The sequence below is a fragment of the Rahnella victoriana genome (genome assembly GCF_021276285.1).
In the GTDB taxonomy this organism is placed as follows: domain Bacteria; phylum Pseudomonadota; class Gammaproteobacteria; order Enterobacterales; family Enterobacteriaceae; genus Rahnella; species Rahnella victoriana.
Map to the genome: position 1 here is coordinate 437,065 of NZ_CP089919.1, position 18,916 is coordinate 455,980.

Genomic DNA, 18,916 nt, shown 5'->3' on the forward strand with positions numbered 1-18,916 from the left:
CTGATTTTTGCGCATGATACGGACATCATACGCCATCAGAAGCGATCAGCTGTAATGGACGGTTTGTTTTTTGGTACGCAGAAGCAGCCACATCGGCAACGGCAGGGTCACGATCAGCAGGATCCACAACAGCGAATACACCGAGGTCACGCCGTCATTTTGCAGATTGATAAACATTTTTACCGGTATGCCCTGCGGGAAATAGCAGAACACCATCACAATGCCGAATTCACCGATGGCGCGCACCCAGGCGATCGCCACGCCTGCGGCAATGCCGCGTGACGCCAGCGGAAGTGTCAGCCGGATAAACACCTGAAACGGCGAAGCGCCGAGGGTTTTCCCGGCTTCTTCAACGTCTTTCGGCACCGCTTCCAGCGCACCTCTGGCGGAGATAATGAAATACGGCAGTGCGCCATAAATCTGCGCCAGCACGAACGCGGGCGCATTGTTGTTGAGCGTCATGCCTGTAGCAGACAGGATTTCGCCGACCGAACCGTACGGCCCGTACACTGACACCAGTAAAATGCCCATCGCCAGCGGCGGCGTCAGCAACGGGATCAGCACCAGCACTTCCACCACATTGCGCCAGCGTGACGCGGTTTTCGCCAGCCAGAAGGCCACCGGCAGACCGAGTAAAATAATCAGGCCCACCGACACCAGACTCAGCCCGAGCGACACCGCGACCGCATGGCTGTCGCCGTAAGCCAGATGAAAATCTGACCACGGCGTCAGGAACAGCAGCGTGACAAACGGCACCATTAACAGTGCCAGTGCGGGAACCGCCATGCCTGACGCGCGCAACTTAAAGGTTTCCGCCTTTCGGTTTGTCATAACCATTTTGTTCAAACAGTTGCTGACCTTTGGCACTTTGCATGTAGCTGATAAATGCTTTCGCCAGTTCCGGATGCGGCGCGTTGTTCAGCACCACCGCGTAAAACACCAGCGGCTGAGTGCTCAGCGTTTTCTCTTTGCCGCTGGCATCTTTCACATTGAACGTGACTTTGCTGTACCAGTCTTTGCTCATCTGCGGATTGCTCAGGTTAATTTCATCCGGCAATTTGATGTACGGCAGATGGGCGGAAATCGTGGCGCTTTCGTAACCCGACGCCGCATCAACCTGACCGGCTTCCAGACGGGTCAGTAAACCGCCTTCGCCGGAAATCTGTTTAGGATTTTGTATGTCGCCCAGCACCGCTTTTTCCAGCCCCGGTTGTTTGTAGTAATTTTCAGCCAGCATCATGGTGAAAATGATGTTCTGACCCTGCGGATCGCTGACCGGATCGGTACGGCCAAATTGCAGCCCCGGCGTTTGCAGCACTTTCCACCACGGCTCAGCGCCCGCCTTACCGTCTTTAATCGCGGCAAACTGCTCAGCGTATTTGCCTTTCGGATTGTAGGCAATCACCATGCTGGTGCTGGCGACCGGGATCGCCTGCCCGGCCAGTCCGGCTTTTTGCAGGATTTCAACCGGCCCCGGCGTGATCGACACGAACACATCCGCCACCACTTTTTTCGATGCCAGCAGATTTGCCATGCCGTAAGCGCCCTGCCCCTGCCCCTGATAATTCACGTGTTTTTGCTGCGCGAAATCCGGCCCCAGATATTTATCCATCACCACGCCCATCGAACCGGCGTAAGTCACGCGAAAATCGTCTGCCGCCTGTGAACCCTGTGATGCTGCCAGACCCGCCAGCAATAATGCCGCCGTCAGTCCGGTTTTCTGAATCTTGCCCATACATGTTATCCCTGATTTACCGCTATATAGTTGTGGGTATAACGATAAGGCAATTTCAAGCCAACTTTCTAAATAAAGTGTAAATGGAAAAGATTTGCAGGCAGAAGAGACTGGGGCTTGACCTTCCCCTTGCTGGAAGGTTTATCCTCTGTCCTGAGTGAAGTTAACCCTGAGGAAATTCATCATGACGACTACCGTATTATCCCTGCAAGGCTTGTCCTGCGGGCACTGTGTCGCTTCAACACGTAAAGCACTGGAAGCGGTCGAAGGCACCACCGCGGTGGAAGTGTCTCTGGATAAAGCCATCGTTAAAGGCGAGGCCAGCAGCCAGAGCCTGATCGACGCCGTGGTCAACGCCGGTTACGACGCGCAGGTCGCGGGAGACACATCCCCAAAATCTGAGCCGCTGACCGATAAGGCGAGTGTTTTGCCGGAACCCCTGTCAGCGGCCGCGTCACCTGTTCCGGCTGAAACTTCCGCCCCGCAGACCGCCGGTGACAGCGTGCAGCTGTTACTCAGCGGCATGAGCTGCGCCAGTTGTGTCAGTAAAGTGCAACGGGCGCTGGAAGGCGTGGAAGGCGTCGCGCGGGCGCGGGTCAATCTGGCGGAACGCAGTGCGCTGGTCAGCGGCGATGCTGACCAGAACGCGCTGATTGCCGCCGTTGAACGTGCCGGTTACGGCGCTGAAATTATTATCGACGAAACCAAACGCCGCGAGCGCCAGCAGCAAACCTCGCGTAAAAGCATGATCCGTTTCAGCTGGCAGGCGGCGGTGGGTCTCGCAGCCGGTATCCCGATGATGTTATGGGGACTGCTCGGCGGCGAAATGATGGTCACCGCCAGTAACCAGACCGGCTGGCTGATTGTCGGGTTGCTGACGTTGCTGATCATGGTGGTCGCGGGCGGGCATTTCTACCGCAGCGCGTGGAAAAACCTGATGCACGGCAGCGCCAACATGGACACGCTGGTGTCACTCGGTACCGGCGCGGCGTGGGTATTCTCGTTCGCGGTCAGCCTGTGGCCGGACGCGTTCCCGATGCAGGCACGCCATCTTTATTATGAAGCCAGCGTGATGATTATCGGCCTGATTAACCTCGGTCACGCGCTGGAACAACGGGGACGCCAGCGTTCCTCTCAGGCGCTTGAACGCCTGCTGGATCTGACGCCGCCGACCGCGCGCGTTGTCACCGGTGAAGGAGAGAAAACCCTGCCACTGGCGGACGTTCAGCAAGGCATGACGCTGCGTCTGACCACCGGTGACCGCGTGCCGGTTGACGGTGAAATTCAAAGCGGCGAAGCCTGGATGGATGAAGCCATGCTGACCGGCGAACCGATCCCTCAGCAGAAATCGCAGGGTGAAAAAGTCCATGCAGGGACGCTGGTGAAAGACGGCAGCGTGCTGTTCCGTGCCGACGCTATCGGCAGCCAGACCACGCTTTCCCGCATTATCAAACTGGTGCGGGAAGCTCAGGGCAGTAAACCGGAAATCGGCAAACTGGCGGATAAAATCTCTTCTGTCTTCGTGCCCGCCGTGGTGCTGATCGCCCTGTTCAGCGGCGCAATCTGGTACTTCTTCGGCCCGCAGCCGCAACTGATGTATACGCTGGTGATCGTCACCACCGTGCTGATTATCGCCTGTCCTTGTGCGTTGGGGCTGGCGACGCCGATGTCGATTACCGCAGGCGTAGGCCGTGCGGCAGAATTCGGTGTGCTGGTGCGTGATGCCGATGCATTGCAAAAAGCCAGCACGCTTTCCACGCTGGTGTTCGATAAAACCGGGACGCTGACCGAAGGCCAGCCGAAAGTGACGGATATCCACACCTTTGGCGGCATCCCTGAACAGCAGGCGCTGCGCTATGCGGCCGCACTGGAAAAAGGGTCGCATCATCCGCTGGCGCAGGCGATTGTGGAAAAAGCCGAAGGGCAGGATATCCTTGACGTACTGAATTTCCGCACCCTCGGCGGGCTGGGTTTGCGCGGCGAGGCGGAAGGCACCGCGCTGTTGCTGGGTAATCTGGCGCTGATGCATGAAAACCGCATCGATACCGGCGAGGCGGATGCCCTGCTGGAAAGCCTGGCAGGTGAAGGCGCGACGCCGGTTTTACTGGCGGCTGACGGTCAGCTGGCGGCGCTGTTTGCCCTGCGCGACCCGTTACGCGAAGACAGCAAAAGCGCCCTGCAACGCCTGCACCAACTGGGTTATCAGCTGGTGATGCTGACCGGGGATAATCCGCGCACAGCACAGGCGATTGCCGCGCAGGCAGGGATCGATCAGGTGATTGCCGGCGTGCGTCCGGAGGGCAAAGCCGATGCCATTAAACGCTTGCAGGCAAAAGGTCAGCAGGTGGCGATGATCGGCGACGGCATCAATGATGCCCCGGCGCTGGCGCAGGCGGATGTCGGCATTGCGATGGGCGGCGGCAGTGATGTGGCGATCGAAACGGCGGCAATAACGCTGATGCGCCCGAGCCTGCACGGTGTGGCGGATGCGCTGGCGATGTCACAGGCCACGCTGCGCAATATGAAACAGAACCTGCTGGGGGCGTTTATTTATAACGTGATTGGTATCCCGGTCGCGGCGGGTGTGCTTTATCCGCTGACCGGCACACTGCTCAGCCCGGTGGTGGCGGGTGCAGCGATGGCGCTGTCTTCGATTACCGTCGTCGCCAATGCAAATCGTCTGTTGCACTTTACGCCGAAAAAACAAGACGTTTCCCCTGTTCGCTAAAACGCTGACGCGTTAGCATGGTCTCTCATTTTTCGGGAGACCATGCACTATGGCGCAGTTTTTCAACCGGGTATTACGCGGTTTCCGCAGGCTGTTCCCTGTCGAGTATGCCTATCCCGCCATTGATATTCAGCTTCCCGGCAACCGTTCCCTGCATCTGGTGGGCAGCATTCATATGGGCACGCAGGATATGCAACCGCTGCCTGCGCCACTGTTACGCCGTCTGCAAAAAGCCGATGCCCTGATTGTCGAAGCCGATATCAGCGGCACGGAATCCCCTTTCAGCATGACCGGCGAATTTCCGCCGCTGGCCGAACGCCTGCCTGAATCCCAGTATCTGCACGTCGAACGTTTATGCGAAGAACTGGGCGTCTCCATGTGGACGCTCAATCCGCTGCCGTCGTGGCAGATTGCGCTGATGCTCCAGGCCACACAGGCGCAGCGCCTCGGGTTGCGTGGCAATTACGGCATCGACTATCAGCTTTTGCAGACTGCCAAAAATCAGGACACAAAAATCATTGAACTGGAAGGCCCGCAGGAACAGTTTGCCCTGTTGCAGCAACTGCCGGACGATGGCCTGACGTTGCTGGAAGACACCCTGACGCACTGGCACACCAACGCCCGCCTGCTGCAAACCATGATCAGCTGGTGGCTGGATACCAAACCGGGGGTGTCGGCCGAACCACTGCCGAATACTTTCAGCAGCGATCTGTACGACATTCTGATGAATCAGCGGAACCTGCGCTGGAAGCAACTGCTGCTGGATCTCCCGCCGGGAGACTACGTGGTCGCCGTCGGCGCGCTGCATTTGTATGGCGAAGGGAATCTGCCTGATTTGCTGAAAGGATAAAAAAATGGCCGGTTTTAAGGCCGGCCAGTCAAAGAGGAATTTCATTTTATTAGTTATAGCTTCAGTGCCAGCCCTTACGGACGCAGCACCGGCGGGCACAGGGTAGCAATCTGTGTTGGGTCTTGGCAATAACCATTCATTGCTCTACTATTTCTCCCTCGCTTAATAATCGCACTTTATTGTTTAATTTCATCAGATTGAACGACTGATGAAATTTCGAACAAAAACCTAAAATAACACTGAGGAGACAGGCTATGACCCCTGCCGTATTACTCCTGGAAAAGAATAAGGTCCGCTTTACCCTTCACCCGTACGAACACAGCAGCGATGAAACTCATTTTGGCGATGAAGCCGTAAAAAAACTCGGTCTGGATGCGCGTCAGGTTTATAAAACATTGCTGGTGTCGCTGAACGGCGATGCCAAAAATCTGGCCGTGGCGGTGACGCCGGTCGCCTCGCAGCTGGATCTCAAAAAAGTCGCGAAAGCCCTGGGGGCGAAAAAAGCCGATATGGCGGATCCGGTGATTGCGCAGCGGGTGACCGGCTATCTGGTCGGCGGCATCAGCCCGCTCGGGCAGAAAAAGCTGCTGCCAACGGTGATCGACAGCCCGGCGCAAACATTCGACACCATTTATGTTTCCGGGGGTAAACGCGGTCTTGATATTGAACTGTCCGCAGGCGATCTTTGTCGCTTACTGAAAGGCCGGTTTGCTGAGATCGCAAAAATCGGCTGATAGCCATCATATCTGTACCCTAAAATAATAAGGTCTACCCGCTATGACAGACACCACGTCAACGTCTGAAAGCCCGCAGAAAGACGCAGTCAAAAAGACTGCGTTTTCTATTCTGGCGGCGATCAGCGTTTCCCACCTGCTTAATGACATGATCCAGTCGCTGATCCTGGCGATTTATCCTTTGCTGCAAAACGAATTTTCGCTGAGCTTCACGCAAATCGGGCTGATCACCCTGACCTACCAGATCACCGCTTCGCTGTTGCAGCCGCTGATCGGCTCTTACACCGATAAACATCCGCAGCCGTATTCTTTGCCGATCGGTATGGGCTTCACGCTTTCCGGGCTGTTGCTGCTGGCGGTGGCGCAGAGTTTCCCGGTGGTGCTGCTGGCGGCGGCGCTGGTCGGCACCGGTTCCTCGGTGTTCCATCCTGAATCGTCGCGCGTGGCACGCATGGCTTCCGGCGGACGTCACGGGCTGGCGCAGTCACTGTTCCAGGTCGGCGGCAACTTCGGTTCCTCGCTGGGTCCGCTGCTGGCGGCGCTGATCATTGCGCCTTATGGCAAAGGCAATGTCGCGTGGTTCTCACTCGCGGCGCTGCTCGGTATCGTGGTGTTACTGCAAATCAGTAAGTGGTATCGCCAGCAAAACCAGCTCGCCAAAAAGCGCGGACCGGTGAACACTCAGGTGACGCTGCTGCCACGCAAAACGGTGGCGATGTCGATGGGTATCTTGCTGATCCTGATTTTCTCGAAGTATTTCTACCTGACCAGCCTGAGCAGTTATTACACCTTCTACCTGATCCATAAATTTGGTGTATCGGTGCAGAGCGCGCAAATCCATCTGTTCGTTTTCCTGTTCGCCGTGGCGGCGGGTACGATTATCGGCGGACCGGTGGGCGATAAGATTGGGCGCAAATACGTCATATGGGTGTCAATTCTCGGCGTTGCGCCATTTACGCTGCTTTTGCCTCACGCCAATCTGATGTGGACCAGCGTACTGAGCGTGATTATCGGCGTGATCCTTGCCTCGGCATTTTCGGCCATTCTGGTGTTTGCGCAGGAGCTGATGCCGGGGAAAGTCGGCATGGTTTCCGGCCTGTTCTTTGGTCTGGCCTTTGGTATGGGCGGGCTGGGCGCGGCGGTGCTGGGCTACGTGGCGGATAAAACCAGCATCGAGCTGGTGTATCAGATTTGTGCCTTCCTGCCGTTGTTAGGCATCCTGACCGCATTCCTGCCGAATATTGAACGTAAACACCGCTAAACTTCCTGCCTGACGCTGCCGATATTCTTTTAACGGCAGCGTCAAACCCCTTATGCCCTTGATATCTGCCCGATAAAACCCATTTAAATCGTCCGTTGGGATTTTTTTTACGGCCTGCGGGCGATTTCGTACAAAAAAGGCCAAAATTCCCCAACGCGATAACGATTTTTGCCATAAACTTAGAAACAATCTGCAACACATTTGCTTTGTGCATAACCAGAAGGAGTCTGAATGCATCATTCTACGCCTCTCATCACTACCATCGTCGGCGGTCTGGTCTTAGCGTTCCTGTTAGGAATGCTCGCCAACCGCCTGCGAATTTCCCCTCTGGTGGGCTATCTCGCCGCTGGCGTGCTGGCCGGTCCGTTTACACCGGGCTTTGTTGCAGACACGTCGCTGGCCCCTGAACTGGCAGAAATCGGCGTCATCCTGCTGATGTTTGGCGTCGGCCTGCATTTTTCGCTGAAAGATCTTCTGGCCGTAAAGTCGATAGCCATTCCCGGCGCTGTAGCGCAAATCGCGGTAGCGACGCTGCTTGGGATGGGGTTATCGAGCCTGATGGGCTGGGATCTGGCCACCGGCCTGGTGTTCGGGTTATGCCTGTCCACCGCCAGTACCGTGGTGCTGTTGCGTGCGCTGGAAGAGCGGCAACTGATTGAAAGCCAGCGCGGGCAAATCGCCATCGGCTGGCTGATTGTGGAAGATCTGGTGATGGTGCTGACGCTGGTTCTGCTGCCGGCGTTCAGCGGCATGCTGGAAAGCCATCACTCCAGCCCGGTCGAACTGCTCACCGGGCTGGCGGTGACTATCGGTAAAGTGATCGCGTTTATGGTGCTGATGATGGTCGTCGGCCGCCGCGTGGTACCGTGGATTTTGGCCAAAACCGCCAGCACCGGTTCACGCGAACTGTTTACGCTGTCAGTTCTGGCGCTGGCACTGGGCATCGCCTACGGCGCCGTCGAGTTCTTTGACGTGTCGTTCGCACTCGGCGCGTTCTTCGCCGGTATGGTGCTGAACGAGTCCGAACTCAGCCAGCGTGCCGCCCATGACACCCTGCCGCTGCGCGATGCGTTTGCGGTGCTGTTCTTCGTCTCGGTCGGTATGTTATTCGACCCTATGATTCTGGTGCGCGAGCCGCTGACCGTGATTGCGACGCTGGCGATTATCGTGTTCGGTAAATCGATTGCCGCCTTCTTACTGGTGAAGATGTTCGGGCATTCCAAACGCACCGCGCTGACGATTTCCGTCAGTCTGGCGCAGATCGGTGAATTCGCCTTTATTCTGGCAGGCCTTGGGATTTCACTGGGGCTGCTGTCTGAACATGGCCGCAATCTGGTGCTGGCGGGCGCGATCCTGTCGATCATGTTTAACCCGCTGCTGTTCACGTTGCTGGAAAAGTATCTGACGAAAACGGAAACCATCGAAGACCAGAGTGTTGAAGAAGCCGTTGAAGACGAGAAGCAAATCCCGTTCGATTTGTGCAATCACGCGCTGCTGGTCGGTTATGGTCGCGTGGGCAGTCTGCTCGGTGAAAAACTACAGGCCGCCGGTATCCCGCTGGTGGTGATTGAAAACTCAAGACCGCGTGTCGAGGCGCTGCGCGATCAGGGCATCAGCACGGTGCTGGGCAATGCCGCCAATCAGGAAGTGATGGATCTGGCGCGGCTCGACTGCGCCCGCTGGCTGCTGGTGACCATTCCCAACGGGTATGAAGCGGGAGAAATCGTCGCCTCCGCCCGCACCAGGCGGCCTAATATCGAAATTATTGCCCGTGCGCATTATGACGATGAAGTCACCTACATCATGGAACGCGGCGCGGATCGCGTGGTGATGGGCGAGCGGGAAATCGCCAACAGCATGCTGGATATGTTGCAGATCGATGTCATGACCGAAGACGAAAAACGGCCATTCTGTCCGATCTGACGCCTGCTGAACTCCGGGCGCAGTGTGTTTGCTGCGTCCGTTTCCCGCCCTTTCCCCTCCGTTAAAATTTGCGCAACATTAAAAAACCAAATCAGATCAATTCGCGGTATTCTGTGCTCATGCCAAATATTGATCGGTACTGCGATGTTGCTATCCCAACTGGAAACGTTAAACATATTGAGCACGCCGGTCTGGGTTGTCTCAACGCATAACCAGCATATTCTTTTTGCCAATACGGCCGCCAGAGTGCTCGCCGGTAACAGCCTGTTAGGCCCGTTGCGCAATGGTCAGTTCTCTGTGCATTCCCAGCAATCCCTCGACTCTTACCTGCCGAACCTGAAGAAAGGGGATCAGATCATTGAGATCTGGACCATTCACAAGGAAGGCCGCGCTTTTCCGCTCAGTTGCCGTCTTTCACTGGCGCAGTTTGGCATTCAGGAACCGGCGATTGTCTTTGAGGGCGCACATACCTCGGCGGCAAATGTGCCCGTCCCCGGCCCTTTCCCGGATAACGCCAGACCTTATCGCCGCGACGAAAGTAGTTTCTATGAACGTTTTTTCCAGACCAACAGCGCGCCGATGTTGCTGATCGACCCGGCCAATAACGGACAAATTGTGGATGCCAATCTGGCCGCAACCCGGTTTTATGGCTACTCACGTGATGACATCTGTATGAAACACACATGGGAAATCAACGCGATGGGTGAGGATGTGTTGCCGGTGATGCACGAAATCGCCCGTCTGCCCGGCGGTCACAAACCACTGACCTTTGTGCATAAACTGGCAGACGGCAACTTGCGCCACGTGCAGACGTACGCCGGACCGGTGGATCTGGAAGGCGTCCGGCTGATGCTATGTATTATTCACGACATTACCGAACAGAAACGCCTCGAGCAGGAACTGGAACATGCCGCCCTGCGCGACCCGCTGACAGGACTGGGAAACCGCCGCCAGTTCATGCAACTGGTGGAAAATGCGCGGACGCAAAACCCGCAACGCACGCACAATTTCAGCCTGATGCTGGTGGATGCCGATCATTTCAAGGCGATTAACGATCAGCACGGACACAACAAAGGTGATGACGCGCTGGTGATGCTGGCGCGAACGCTGGAAACCGGCATCCGCGAGAGCGATACCGTATTCCGCTGGGGTGGCGAAGAGTTTTTGATTTTGCTGCCGCTGACCGGTCTGGAAGGCGCGCTGCATGTCGCGGAAACACTGCGTACGGCCGTAGAACGGTTTGCCCGCCCTGATCTGCCGTCGGTCACGGTCAGCGTCGGAGTGGTGCAATACGAAACCGGTGAAGATTTTACCAGCCTGTTTAAACGGGTGGATGACGCGCTATACCGCGCAAAAACGTCGGGCAGGAATCAGGTACAGGCGGGCTGAAAAAAAGGGCGGGGATTCAATTTCCCGCCCTTTTCACTTTTCGTTCCCGGTGAGTTTATCGTTCCCAGTAACTTTCTTCCAGACTGTCTTCGCGTTCCGGCAGACCACGCGTCAGACGCGGTGAATGCTGGTTCAGCACCTGATAACTCACGCGGTTGGCGTATTTACACACCTGCGCCAGTGAGGAATAGGTCAGATACTCGCGGGCATGTTTGCTGGAGTTGGGCACTGAGGTGCGGTGGAAACCGTTGGCGGCGATATCATGCAGCAGCGCAGACAGTGCGCCATCACCCGCTCCGTTGGTGTTCATGATTTTTTCCGGCCCGCCCATGTAAGGTGCGATGTGGGAATAAATCTTCAGCGGTTGCTGGCAACAGTCACGGCGCATTGCGCGGCTGAATTCGTACTGATTGAATTCGGCAATCGCCCCCGGCAGCAGCGGATGCTGGGTGGTGCGTTTGAATTCTTCTTCGGTATAACTCGCCATAAACAGACCGTTCGGTCCGGCGGTACACAGCACCAGATCGACCCAGTCCAGCGCCTTATCTGCCGCCATCAGCGGATCTTTCAGGCCCGTCAGCGCAAAACCTTCATCTTCGTTCATCGCCAGAATCGACACGTTTTCACGGATGAAATCACGCCATGCCTGCGGATCTTCCGCGATAACGTATTGCGTGCCCAGCGTTAAGACCACCGGTACATGATACTTTTTCGCGTATTCAATCGCCTGCATGGTGGCTTCCGGCATCGGTTCGCCCGGCTTGCTGCGCAACAGATACGAAGTCAGCAGCAGCGCAGAGGCACCGGCTATCACATCTTCCGGCACGCTGTGCGCCTGTAACTCATTCATCTTGCCCGGACTGATGGCAAACGTACGCTCGCCGGTGTCACTGATCAGCGTGAAGCAACGCCCGATGGCGCCGTCCACACCCTGCAGGAAGTTGAGATCCACGCGGCTGGAGGTATTGCATAAATAGCGGTACGCGTAATCACCGATTTTGACGTTGTTACACATCACGCCCAGCAGCACCGAACGGTCGTCGGCCAGCACGGAATAGTTATGCAGCGTATTGCCGACGGTGCCACCGGCAAACTGATGGCTGATCAGCGCGTGGCTCATCAGTTCCTGATACAGCGCTTCCGACATCTCATCATCAAGAATGTTGGATTCGCCGGGTGTCAGCCCGTAACGGGACACAAAATTTTCATCCACACGCGCTTCGATATCGACCATGGTCTGATCGATGCCAACGATATAAGACGCCCCTGCTTCCGATTCCGGCTGCATCGCCTGCAACATAGAATCACGCAATAAAGGGTCACGTGCGCTGACCGGAAAATAGTGTTTGGACTTACGTTTACCAGGAAATTTCATTCAGTTTTCTCGGGAAATTCAACAGGCTCAGGCTTCATTCAGAAGTGCTGAGTGACCAGCTGTTGCAGCAAATCGATATGCTCCGGCTGGTCGTTTAAGGCGTCAATATATTCGAAGCGCTCGCCGCCTGCATGAATAAAAATTTCACGGTTCTCGCCTTTGATCTCTTCCAGCGTCTCCAGACAGTCTGCCGCAAAGCCCGGACACAGGATCTGAATATGCTTAACTCCCTGAGCCGGAAGACCTTTCAGCGTTTCATCGGTGTACGGCGTCAGCCATGGCTCGCGGCCAAAGCGTGACTGGAAGGTCAGCATAATTTTGCCTGAAGGCAGTTGCAGCGCGTCGGTCAGCGCCTGCACGGTATCGCGGCAACGCTGTTCGTAGTCATCGCCTTCAGCGACAAAACGCTTCGGAATGCCGTGGAAAGAAAGCACCAGACGATCCGGTTCGCCGTGCTGTTCGAACGAGCGCAGGATGCTGGCTTTCAGCGCGGAAATGTACGCCGGATGGGTGGCGTAATCGCGGATAAAACTCAGTGAAGGCAGGCGACGCTGGGATTTAAGCACCCGCGCCACACCGTCAAACACCGCCGCACTGGTCGAGCAGGAATATTGCGGATACAGCGGCAGCACCACCATTTTGGTGACGCCCTGCGCCAGAAGTTTTTCAATGGGGTCTTTCATGCCCGGTTTACCGTAGCTCATCGCCAGTTCCACCGGCGTTCCCGGCAGGCGTTCTGCCAGCGCTTTTTGCTGACGGCGGCTGTACACCATCAACGGCGAACCTTCGTCCATCCATACCGCTTTATACAGTTTCGACACGCGCGGAGAACGCAGCGGCAGGATCACAAAATTCAGGATCGGCCACCACAGCAGACGGGGCGTATCAACCACGCGGATATCACTCAAAAATTCAGCCAGATATTTTTTAACGGCCTGCGGGGTCGGAGCGTCCGGTGTCCCGAGGTTGACCAGGAGAACACCGAATTTGGTCTGCGTCATGCTGAATTTCCTAAATTGAAGGCACCGAAGTCAGTGCGAAAAATGATGGGCGCCCCCGTTTATTTGTGATGCAGCAAAGAGGCGCAGGCCATTGTAACGAAAACAAAGGCGATGGGAACAACGGCATAAGCTATCAATGCGAACAGTTATTAATCCCCTTCATACTTCAAGCTACAGATGCGTTGGCGCAGAAAAACAAACGGGGCGACCGAAGTCACCCCGTGATCGCGCGCAGAACAGACGATCAGCTCAGGATTGCAGCCAGTTCGTCACGCACAGCGGAAACCTGCTGTGTGCCGTCAATTTTGACGTATTGAGTGTTGCCCGCTTCCGCTTCTTTGCTGTAGTAGGACACCAGCGGCTCAGTCAGCTCATGGTATTCCACCAGACGTTTACGCACGGTTTCTTCCTGATCATCTTTACGGGTGATCAGGTCTTCGCCGGTGACATCGTCTTTACCTTCCACTTTTGGCGGATTGTACTGGATGTGGTACACGCGGCCAGAGCCCGGGTGTACGCGACGGCCAACGATGCGATCGACGATCAGTTCGTCAGGCACGTCGAATTCCAGCACGTAATCCACTTTAATGCCCGCGTCTTTCATGGCATCAGCCTGCGGAATGGTGCGAGGGAAACCGTCTAACAGGAAACCGTTGCGGCAATCTTCCTGCTGAATACGTTCTTTCACCAGTGCGATAACCAGTTCATCGGTCACCAGTTTACCGGCATCCATAATCTCTTTTGCTTTCTTGCCGAGCTCACTTCCGGCCTTCACAGCGGCGCGCAACATATCACCGGTAGAAATTTGCGGAATGCCAAATTTCTCCATGATGAATTGAGCCTGAGTACCCTTACCTGCGCCCGGAGCGCCCAGCAGAATGATACGCATTGCGTAAATCCCCTTGCATGTAATTTTTATGAATCTCGAAAAACGGTCAACCATACCATTCTGAGCCATTTTGCTCAAGGAACTCCCCCTGCTGAAATTGGGGTTAAGCCTGTCCGGGTTGGCGCTTTATCCACCAGGTCTGGGAGACCACCGCCAGCACAATTATCGCCCCGCCAACCAGGGCCTGTGGGGCAGGATTTTCGTGTAAAAACAAGGCGATCCATAACGGTGCCAGCGCGGTTTCCAGCAGTAAAAAAAGCCCGGCATTAACCGGAGAAACAAAGCGGGTTGACAGCGCAATCAGCCCCATCGCCAGCGGCATGATAACCGCCCCTTCAAGCGCCACCCATCGCCATTGTTCCCCGGCTAACGCGGGCAAACCCTGTAAAACATGACCTCCTGAAAACATCACCGCACAACATGACGCCAGAATACCGCCGAGCGAAGGCAGCCCGACGGTGCCGGTTTCGACCTTCGAGGCGAAGATAAACGCCAGTGCCATTGAGATGGCGGTGGCCAGCGCGAAATAATTCGCCAGAGGATCGCGTCCGGCAGGGTGTCCGCTCATCACCACGGCAACGCCCGCCATACCGGCCAGCGCGGCCAGCATCAGCGTTTTATCCATACGGATACCGAAAAAGCAGCGCGAGATAATGGCGGAGACAAAAGGCGTGGAAGAGATGATCACCAGCACCGTGGCGATACTGCCGCGATTGAGCGCATTGACGAAACAGGCGGAGGCGATACAGAAAAACAACGTTGATAGCGCATTTTTACGGGTGATCCACGGCACGCCCAATGTGGAACGCGATGCAGGCCAGAACAACCAGACCAGCGCCACCAGTGCCCACATAAATACCCCGCGCAGCACCACAATCAGCCATGAATCTTCGATCGCCATCAGGCGGATAAAAACGGAATCGGTACTGAGGATCACCCCGCCGAGAATGCCGATCAGATTGCCGTTCACCGGCGCAGTTTGACGCATGTTTCACTCCTGTCATTCACTTTGCGGCAAGACTAAAGGGCTTCCGGCGGTAAAAAAAATGATATAAACAGACACAGAGGATGAAAAAAACTAACAAGGTACACGCATGAATGACCTTCCTTCCCTGCGCGCCCTGCACTATTTCAAACAGGCGGCGCAATTCGAGAGCTTCAGTTCAGCGGCAGATTCCCTGAACGTGACGCACAGCGCGGTCAGCCATCAGATAAAGAATCTGGAAGGCTGGCTGGGTACAGTGTTATTTAATCGCACAGGCGGGCGTGTTTATCTCACCGCCGACGGCGTCCGGCTGAAAGCCTGCTGCGATCAGGTGTTCAGTGAGATTGAAAAAACCTGTCATCAGATGCGTCACCGCCGTGAACATCACCTGACGATTGCCTGTTCTGCCAGCTTTCTGGCGCAATGGCTGTTACCTCGTATCAGCCGGTTTTCGCTGCAACACCCGCAGATCACCTTGTCGTTTCAGACACAAACCGACATCAGTTTGCTGACGAACCAGCGCGCCGACGTGCTGATTAAAAGCGATCATCACGTCACGCATGAAGAGTTTGAAGCCACGTTAATCGGTTCTGATTTTATCGGCCCGGTCTGCGCGCCGGGCGTATGCGGGACACTGTCCTCACCGCCGGATTTCACGTCGCTGCCTTTACTGCACGCCCGGACGAAAATAAATGCCTGGCAGGAATGGGCGAACGTCACGGGTGCGCGCGGGGATTTCAGCGCAGGCAAGCACTTCGATAATCTGATGCTGGCGATTCAGGCGGCAAAAACCGGGTTAGGGTTCAGCATGACGCCCAAAATGCTGGTCAAGAAAGAGCTCGCGGAAGGCTCGCTGCTGGCACCTGCGGGCTTTTGCAAAGCTGACCGAGCCACCGCCATGCTGGTGAGTCATTTGCGCAGTGACGAGCCGGAGATCCGCGTTTTCAGGGACTGGATACAGGAAGAGGCAGAAACGGAGCAATAAAAAAGGGTGTCGCGTAAACGACACCCTTTCTGTTACATCAGATGACTAGTACATCAGACGATTACGCCTGCAACAGCGTGTTCATACGGCGGATAAACAGGTTTGGATCTTCCAGCGTGCCGCGTTCGGCGAACAGCGCCTGATCCAGCAACAGCTCGATCCATTCGCTGAACTGATCTTCGTCAGCCACATCAGAAGCACGTTTCACCAGCGCGTGTTCCGGGTTCAGTTCAAAGATGTATTTCACTTCCGGCGCGTCCTGACCGGCTGCGGCAAACAGTTTTGCCATCTGCGTGGTCATTTCGTCGGCGCCGGTGGTGACGATGGCTGGCGTGTCGGTCAGGCGATGCGTCAGACGCACGTCTTTCACACGTTCACCCAGCAGCGTTTTCACGCGCTCAACGAACGGTTCCAGCGCTTTTTCGGCTTCTTTCTGCTCTTCGCTTTCGTCAGCCAGTTTGTCCAGTGTGTCATCGGCCTTGCTGACGGACTGGAAGACTTTGCCATCAAACTCAGTCAGATAGCTCATCATCCATTCGTCGATGCGGTCAGACAGCAGCAGAACTTCAATGCCTTTTTTGCGGAACAGTTCCAGATGCGGGCTGCTCTTCGCGGCGGCATAGCTGTCGGCTGTGATGTAGTAAATTTTATCCTGGCCTTCGACCATCGACGCCACATACTCTTCCAGCGACAATGTCTGCTCGCTGCTGTCGTTGCGGGTGCTGGCGAAACGCAGCAGTTTGGCGATCGTTTCTTTGTTCGCGCCGTCTTCTGCCGGGCCTTCTTTCAATACCAGACCAAACTGTTTCCAGAATTGCAGGTATTTTTCGTTGTCGTCTTTCGCCAGTTTTTCCAGCATTTGCAGAACACGTTTGGTCAGCGCACTGCGCAGGTTCTGGGTAATACGGCTGTCCTGCAGAATTTCACGGGACACGTTCAGCGGCAGATCGTTGGAATCTATCAGACCACGAACAAAACGCAGGTAGTTCGGCATGAACTGCTCGGCTTCGTCCATGATGAACACGCGCTGAACATAGAGTTTCAGGCCATGCTTGTGATCACGGTTCCACATATCCCACGGTGCCTGTGAAGGGATATACAGCAGGCTGGTGTATTCCTGCTTACCTTCAACGCGGTTGTGGCTCCAGCTCAGCGGATCGCTGAAATCATGGGAAATGTGTTTGTAGAACTCTTTGTATTCTTCGTCGGTGACTTCCGCTTTACCGCGGGTCCACAAAGCCTGCGCCTTGTTGATCTGTTCCCAGGTGACGGTACCGTCTTCTTCGTTGCGGGTTTCCACTTCAACCGGCAATGCAATATGGTCAGAGTACTTGCTGATGATGGAACGCACGCGCCAGTCATCCAGGAATTCGTCCTGATCTTCGCGCAGATGCAGGGTGATTTCCGTTCCGCGATCGGCTTTCTCGATATCTGCCAGGGTGTACTCGCCTTCACCGGCCGATTCCCAGAATACGCCTTCTTCGGCGCTGGCACCGGCTGCACGGGTGCGCACGGTCACTTTATCCGCCACGATAAAGGCAGAATAGAAACCGACACCGAACTGACCGATCAGCTGGCTGTCTTTCGCCTGCTCGGAACCGACGGATTGCAGGAAGGCTTTGGTGCCGGATTTGGCGATTGTCCCGAGGTTATCGATAACTTCGTCACGGCTCATGCCGATGCCGTTATCGCTCAGCGTCAGGGTGCGTTTTTCTTTGTCAAACGCCAGACGCACATGCAGTTCGCCGTCACCTTCATAGAGTTCAGGGGCTGACAGGGCGCGGAAACGCAGTTTATCCGCCGCATCTGAGGCGTTGGAGATCAGCTCGCGCAGGAAAATTTCTTTGTTTGAATACAGGGAGTGGATCATCAGATGAAGAAGTTGTTTTACTTCAGACTGGAATCCGCGTGTCTCTTGTCCTTTCATACTCATCAAATTACCTCAATCCAGATACTGTTATTGACCAAATCAGACGTTGAGGAATAAGTGGGGTTAGGCGTCGTGCTTTTCAAGCACAGGGACAAATTTTTAGGAAGAAATGCAGAGGGATAGCGGAAGAAAACGGGGCGCAGAAGACCGCGCCCGCATAACAGTCAGAACCGGAAGGGATTACGCCCGGCAAGGGAATGTGACAGCGTGGTGCCGTCCACCATATCCAGTTCGCCACCGACCGGCACACCGTGCGCGATGCGGCTCGCCAGCACGCCGTACTGGCCGCACATTTCAGCGATGTAGTTGGCGGTCGCTTCACCTTCGACCGTCGGGTTAGTCGCGAGGATCACTTCCTGAATGTTTTCACTTTCAAGACGCTCTTCCAGACGGCCTAAACCGATGTCGTCAGGCCCGATGCCATCAAGCGGTGACAGGTGGCCCATCAGCACAAAATAGCGACCGGAGAACTGACCGGTTTGTTCTATCGCGTGAATGTCCGCCGGGCTTTCCACCACGCAAATCTGGCCGTTTTCTTTACGCCGTGGATTGGCGCAAATGGTACAGATTTCCTGCTCGGTAAAAGTACGGCAATCGGCACAGTGGCCGATTTCAGACATGGCACGCGTTAAAGACTGCGCCAGCCGCATTCCGCCGCTGCGATCACGTTGCAGCAGCTGAAATGCCATACGTTGCGCGGACTTCGGGCCAACGCCCGGCAGGCAACGCAACGCCTCCATTAAAGATTCAAGGAGAGGGCTGGTTTGCATCAGAACGGCATCTTAAAGCCTGGTGGCAATTGCATGCCGCCAGATACGGCTGCCATTTTTTCTTTCTGAGTTTCATCGATACGACGTGCGGCATCGTTGAACGCCGCAGCGATCAGGTCTTCCAGCATGTCTTTATCGTCTTCCAGCAGGCTTGGATCAATTTCAACGCGACGCACGTTGTGCGCACCGTTGATGGTGATTTTCACCAGGCCAGCGCCTGACTCACCGGTCACTTCCAGCTGAGCGATTTCCGCCTGAGCCTGTTGCATTTTTTCCTGCATTTGCTGGGCCTGTTTCATCAGGTTACCAATGCCGCCTTTTCCAAACATAGTCTTCTCTCTCAGCAATGGCCGCGTCACAA

16 protein-coding genes are annotated in these 18,916 nt (G+C 55.6%); 7 read left to right on the plus strand and 9 right to left on the minus strand.

Annotation, left to right across the window (positions count from 1 at the left end):
• Positions 1–45: 45 nt before the first annotated feature.
• Together J9880_RS02230 and J9880_RS02235 are read right to left on the minus strand one after the other, a co-directional pair.
• A complete protein-coding gene (locus J9880_RS02230; protein ID WP_195816796.1) occupies positions 46–831 on the minus strand; it encodes a molybdate ABC transporter permease subunit in 786 nt (261 codons plus the stop codon).
• Entirely contained in the window at positions 803–1,735 is a 933-nt protein-coding gene (locus J9880_RS02235; protein WP_232770027.1) for an extracellular solute-binding protein, read from the minus strand. Before J9880_RS02235 ends, J9880_RS02230 begins: the two co-directional genes overlap by 29 nt.
• 184 nt (positions 1,736–1,919) lie before the next feature.
• On the opposite strand from J9880_RS02235, the gene copA reads away from it, so the two are divergent.
• The 6 genes from copA (at position 1,920) to J9880_RS02265 (ending at position 10,620) form a co-directional block, all read left to right on the plus strand.
• Complete coding sequence (gene copA / locus J9880_RS02240) at positions 1,920–4,463, plus strand: copper-exporting P-type ATPase CopA (RefSeq protein WP_232770028.1); 2,544 nt, start codon at positions 1,920–1,922, stop codon at positions 4,461–4,463.
• A 49-nt stretch (positions 4,464–4,512) separates the two neighbouring features.
• Positions 4,513–5,313 carry a TraB/GumN family protein gene (locus tag J9880_RS02245; protein ID WP_119826742.1) on the plus strand — a complete coding sequence of 267 codons (801 nt, stop codon included), beginning with the start codon at positions 4,513–4,515 and terminating at the stop codon, positions 5,311–5,313.
• Between the two features lie 254 nt (positions 5,314–5,567).
• Positions 5,568–6,047 (plus strand): Cys-tRNA(Pro)/Cys-tRNA(Cys) deacylase YbaK, encoded by a 480-nt coding sequence (gene ybaK, locus J9880_RS02250; RefSeq protein WP_119826744.1) that lies wholly within the window; start codon positions 5,568–5,570, stop codon positions 6,045–6,047.
• A gap of 43 nt (positions 6,048–6,090) precedes the next feature.
• Positions 6,091–7,308: an MFS transporter gene (locus tag J9880_RS02255; RefSeq protein ID WP_095924996.1), complete on the plus strand. Its 1,218-nt coding sequence runs from the start codon at positions 6,091–6,093 to the stop codon at positions 7,306–7,308.
• 231 nt (positions 7,309–7,539) lie between these two features.
• Positions 7,540–9,231: a YbaL family putative K(+) efflux transporter gene (gene ybaL, locus J9880_RS02260; RefSeq protein ID WP_119826749.1), complete on the plus strand. Its 1,692-nt coding sequence runs from the start codon at positions 7,540–7,542 to the stop codon at positions 9,229–9,231.
• Between the two features lie 144 nt (positions 9,232–9,375).
• Entirely contained in the window at positions 9,376–10,620 is a 1,245-nt protein-coding gene (locus J9880_RS02265; RefSeq protein WP_095924994.1) for a GGDEF domain-containing protein, read from the plus strand.
• Positions 10,621–10,675: 55 nt separating this feature from the next.
• Here the strand turns inward: J9880_RS02265 and J9880_RS02270 are convergent, their stop codons facing one another.
• From J9880_RS02270 to J9880_RS02285, 4 genes are all read right to left on the minus strand, one after another.
• Positions 10,676–11,995, minus strand: a complete 1,320-nt coding sequence (locus tag J9880_RS02270) for an inosine/guanosine kinase (protein WP_232770029.1) — start codon at positions 11,993–11,995, stop codon at positions 10,676–10,678.
• Positions 11,996–12,033: 38 nt separating this feature from the next.
• Positions 12,034–12,996 (minus strand): ferrochelatase, encoded by a 963-nt coding sequence (gene hemH / locus J9880_RS02275; protein ID WP_119826755.1) that lies wholly within the window; start codon positions 12,994–12,996, stop codon positions 12,034–12,036.
• Positions 12,997–13,240: 244 nt separating this feature from the next.
• A complete protein-coding gene (adk, locus tag J9880_RS02280) occupies positions 13,241–13,885 on the minus strand; it encodes an adenylate kinase (protein WP_095924991.1) in 645 nt (214 codons plus the stop codon).
• 103 nt (positions 13,886–13,988) lie between these two features.
• Positions 13,989–14,873: a DMT family transporter gene (locus tag J9880_RS02285; protein ID WP_131693495.1), complete on the minus strand. Its 885-nt coding sequence runs from the start codon at positions 14,871–14,873 to the stop codon at positions 13,989–13,991.
• 106 nt (positions 14,874–14,979) lie between these two features.
• Here J9880_RS02285 and J9880_RS02290 point away from each other — a divergent pair, with 106 nt between their 5' ends.
• Positions 14,980–15,855, plus strand: coding sequence for a LysR substrate-binding domain-containing protein (locus J9880_RS02290; RefSeq protein ID WP_232770030.1), 876 nt, complete (start codon positions 14,980–14,982; stop codon positions 15,853–15,855).
• 61 nt (positions 15,856–15,916) lie between these two features.
• Here J9880_RS02290 and htpG read toward each other — a convergent pair whose 3' ends face one another.
• The 3 genes from htpG to J9880_RS02305 form a co-directional block, all read right to left on the minus strand.
• Positions 15,917–17,782: a molecular chaperone HtpG gene (htpG, locus tag J9880_RS02295; RefSeq protein WP_162928694.1), complete on the minus strand. Its 1,866-nt coding sequence runs from the start codon at positions 17,780–17,782 to the stop codon at positions 15,917–15,919.
• A gap of 167 nt (positions 17,783–17,949) precedes the next feature.
• Positions 17,950–18,555 carry a recombination mediator RecR gene (gene recR / locus J9880_RS02300; protein WP_095924987.1) on the minus strand — a complete coding sequence of 202 codons (606 nt, stop codon included), beginning with the start codon at positions 18,553–18,555 and terminating at the stop codon, positions 17,950–17,952.
• Complete coding sequence (locus J9880_RS02305; protein WP_013576599.1) at positions 18,555–18,884, minus strand: YbaB/EbfC family nucleoid-associated protein; 330 nt, start codon at positions 18,882–18,884, stop codon at positions 18,555–18,557. The genes recR and J9880_RS02305 overlap by 1 nt, the downstream gene beginning before the upstream one ends.
• Positions 18,885–18,916: the final 32 nt, after the last annotated feature.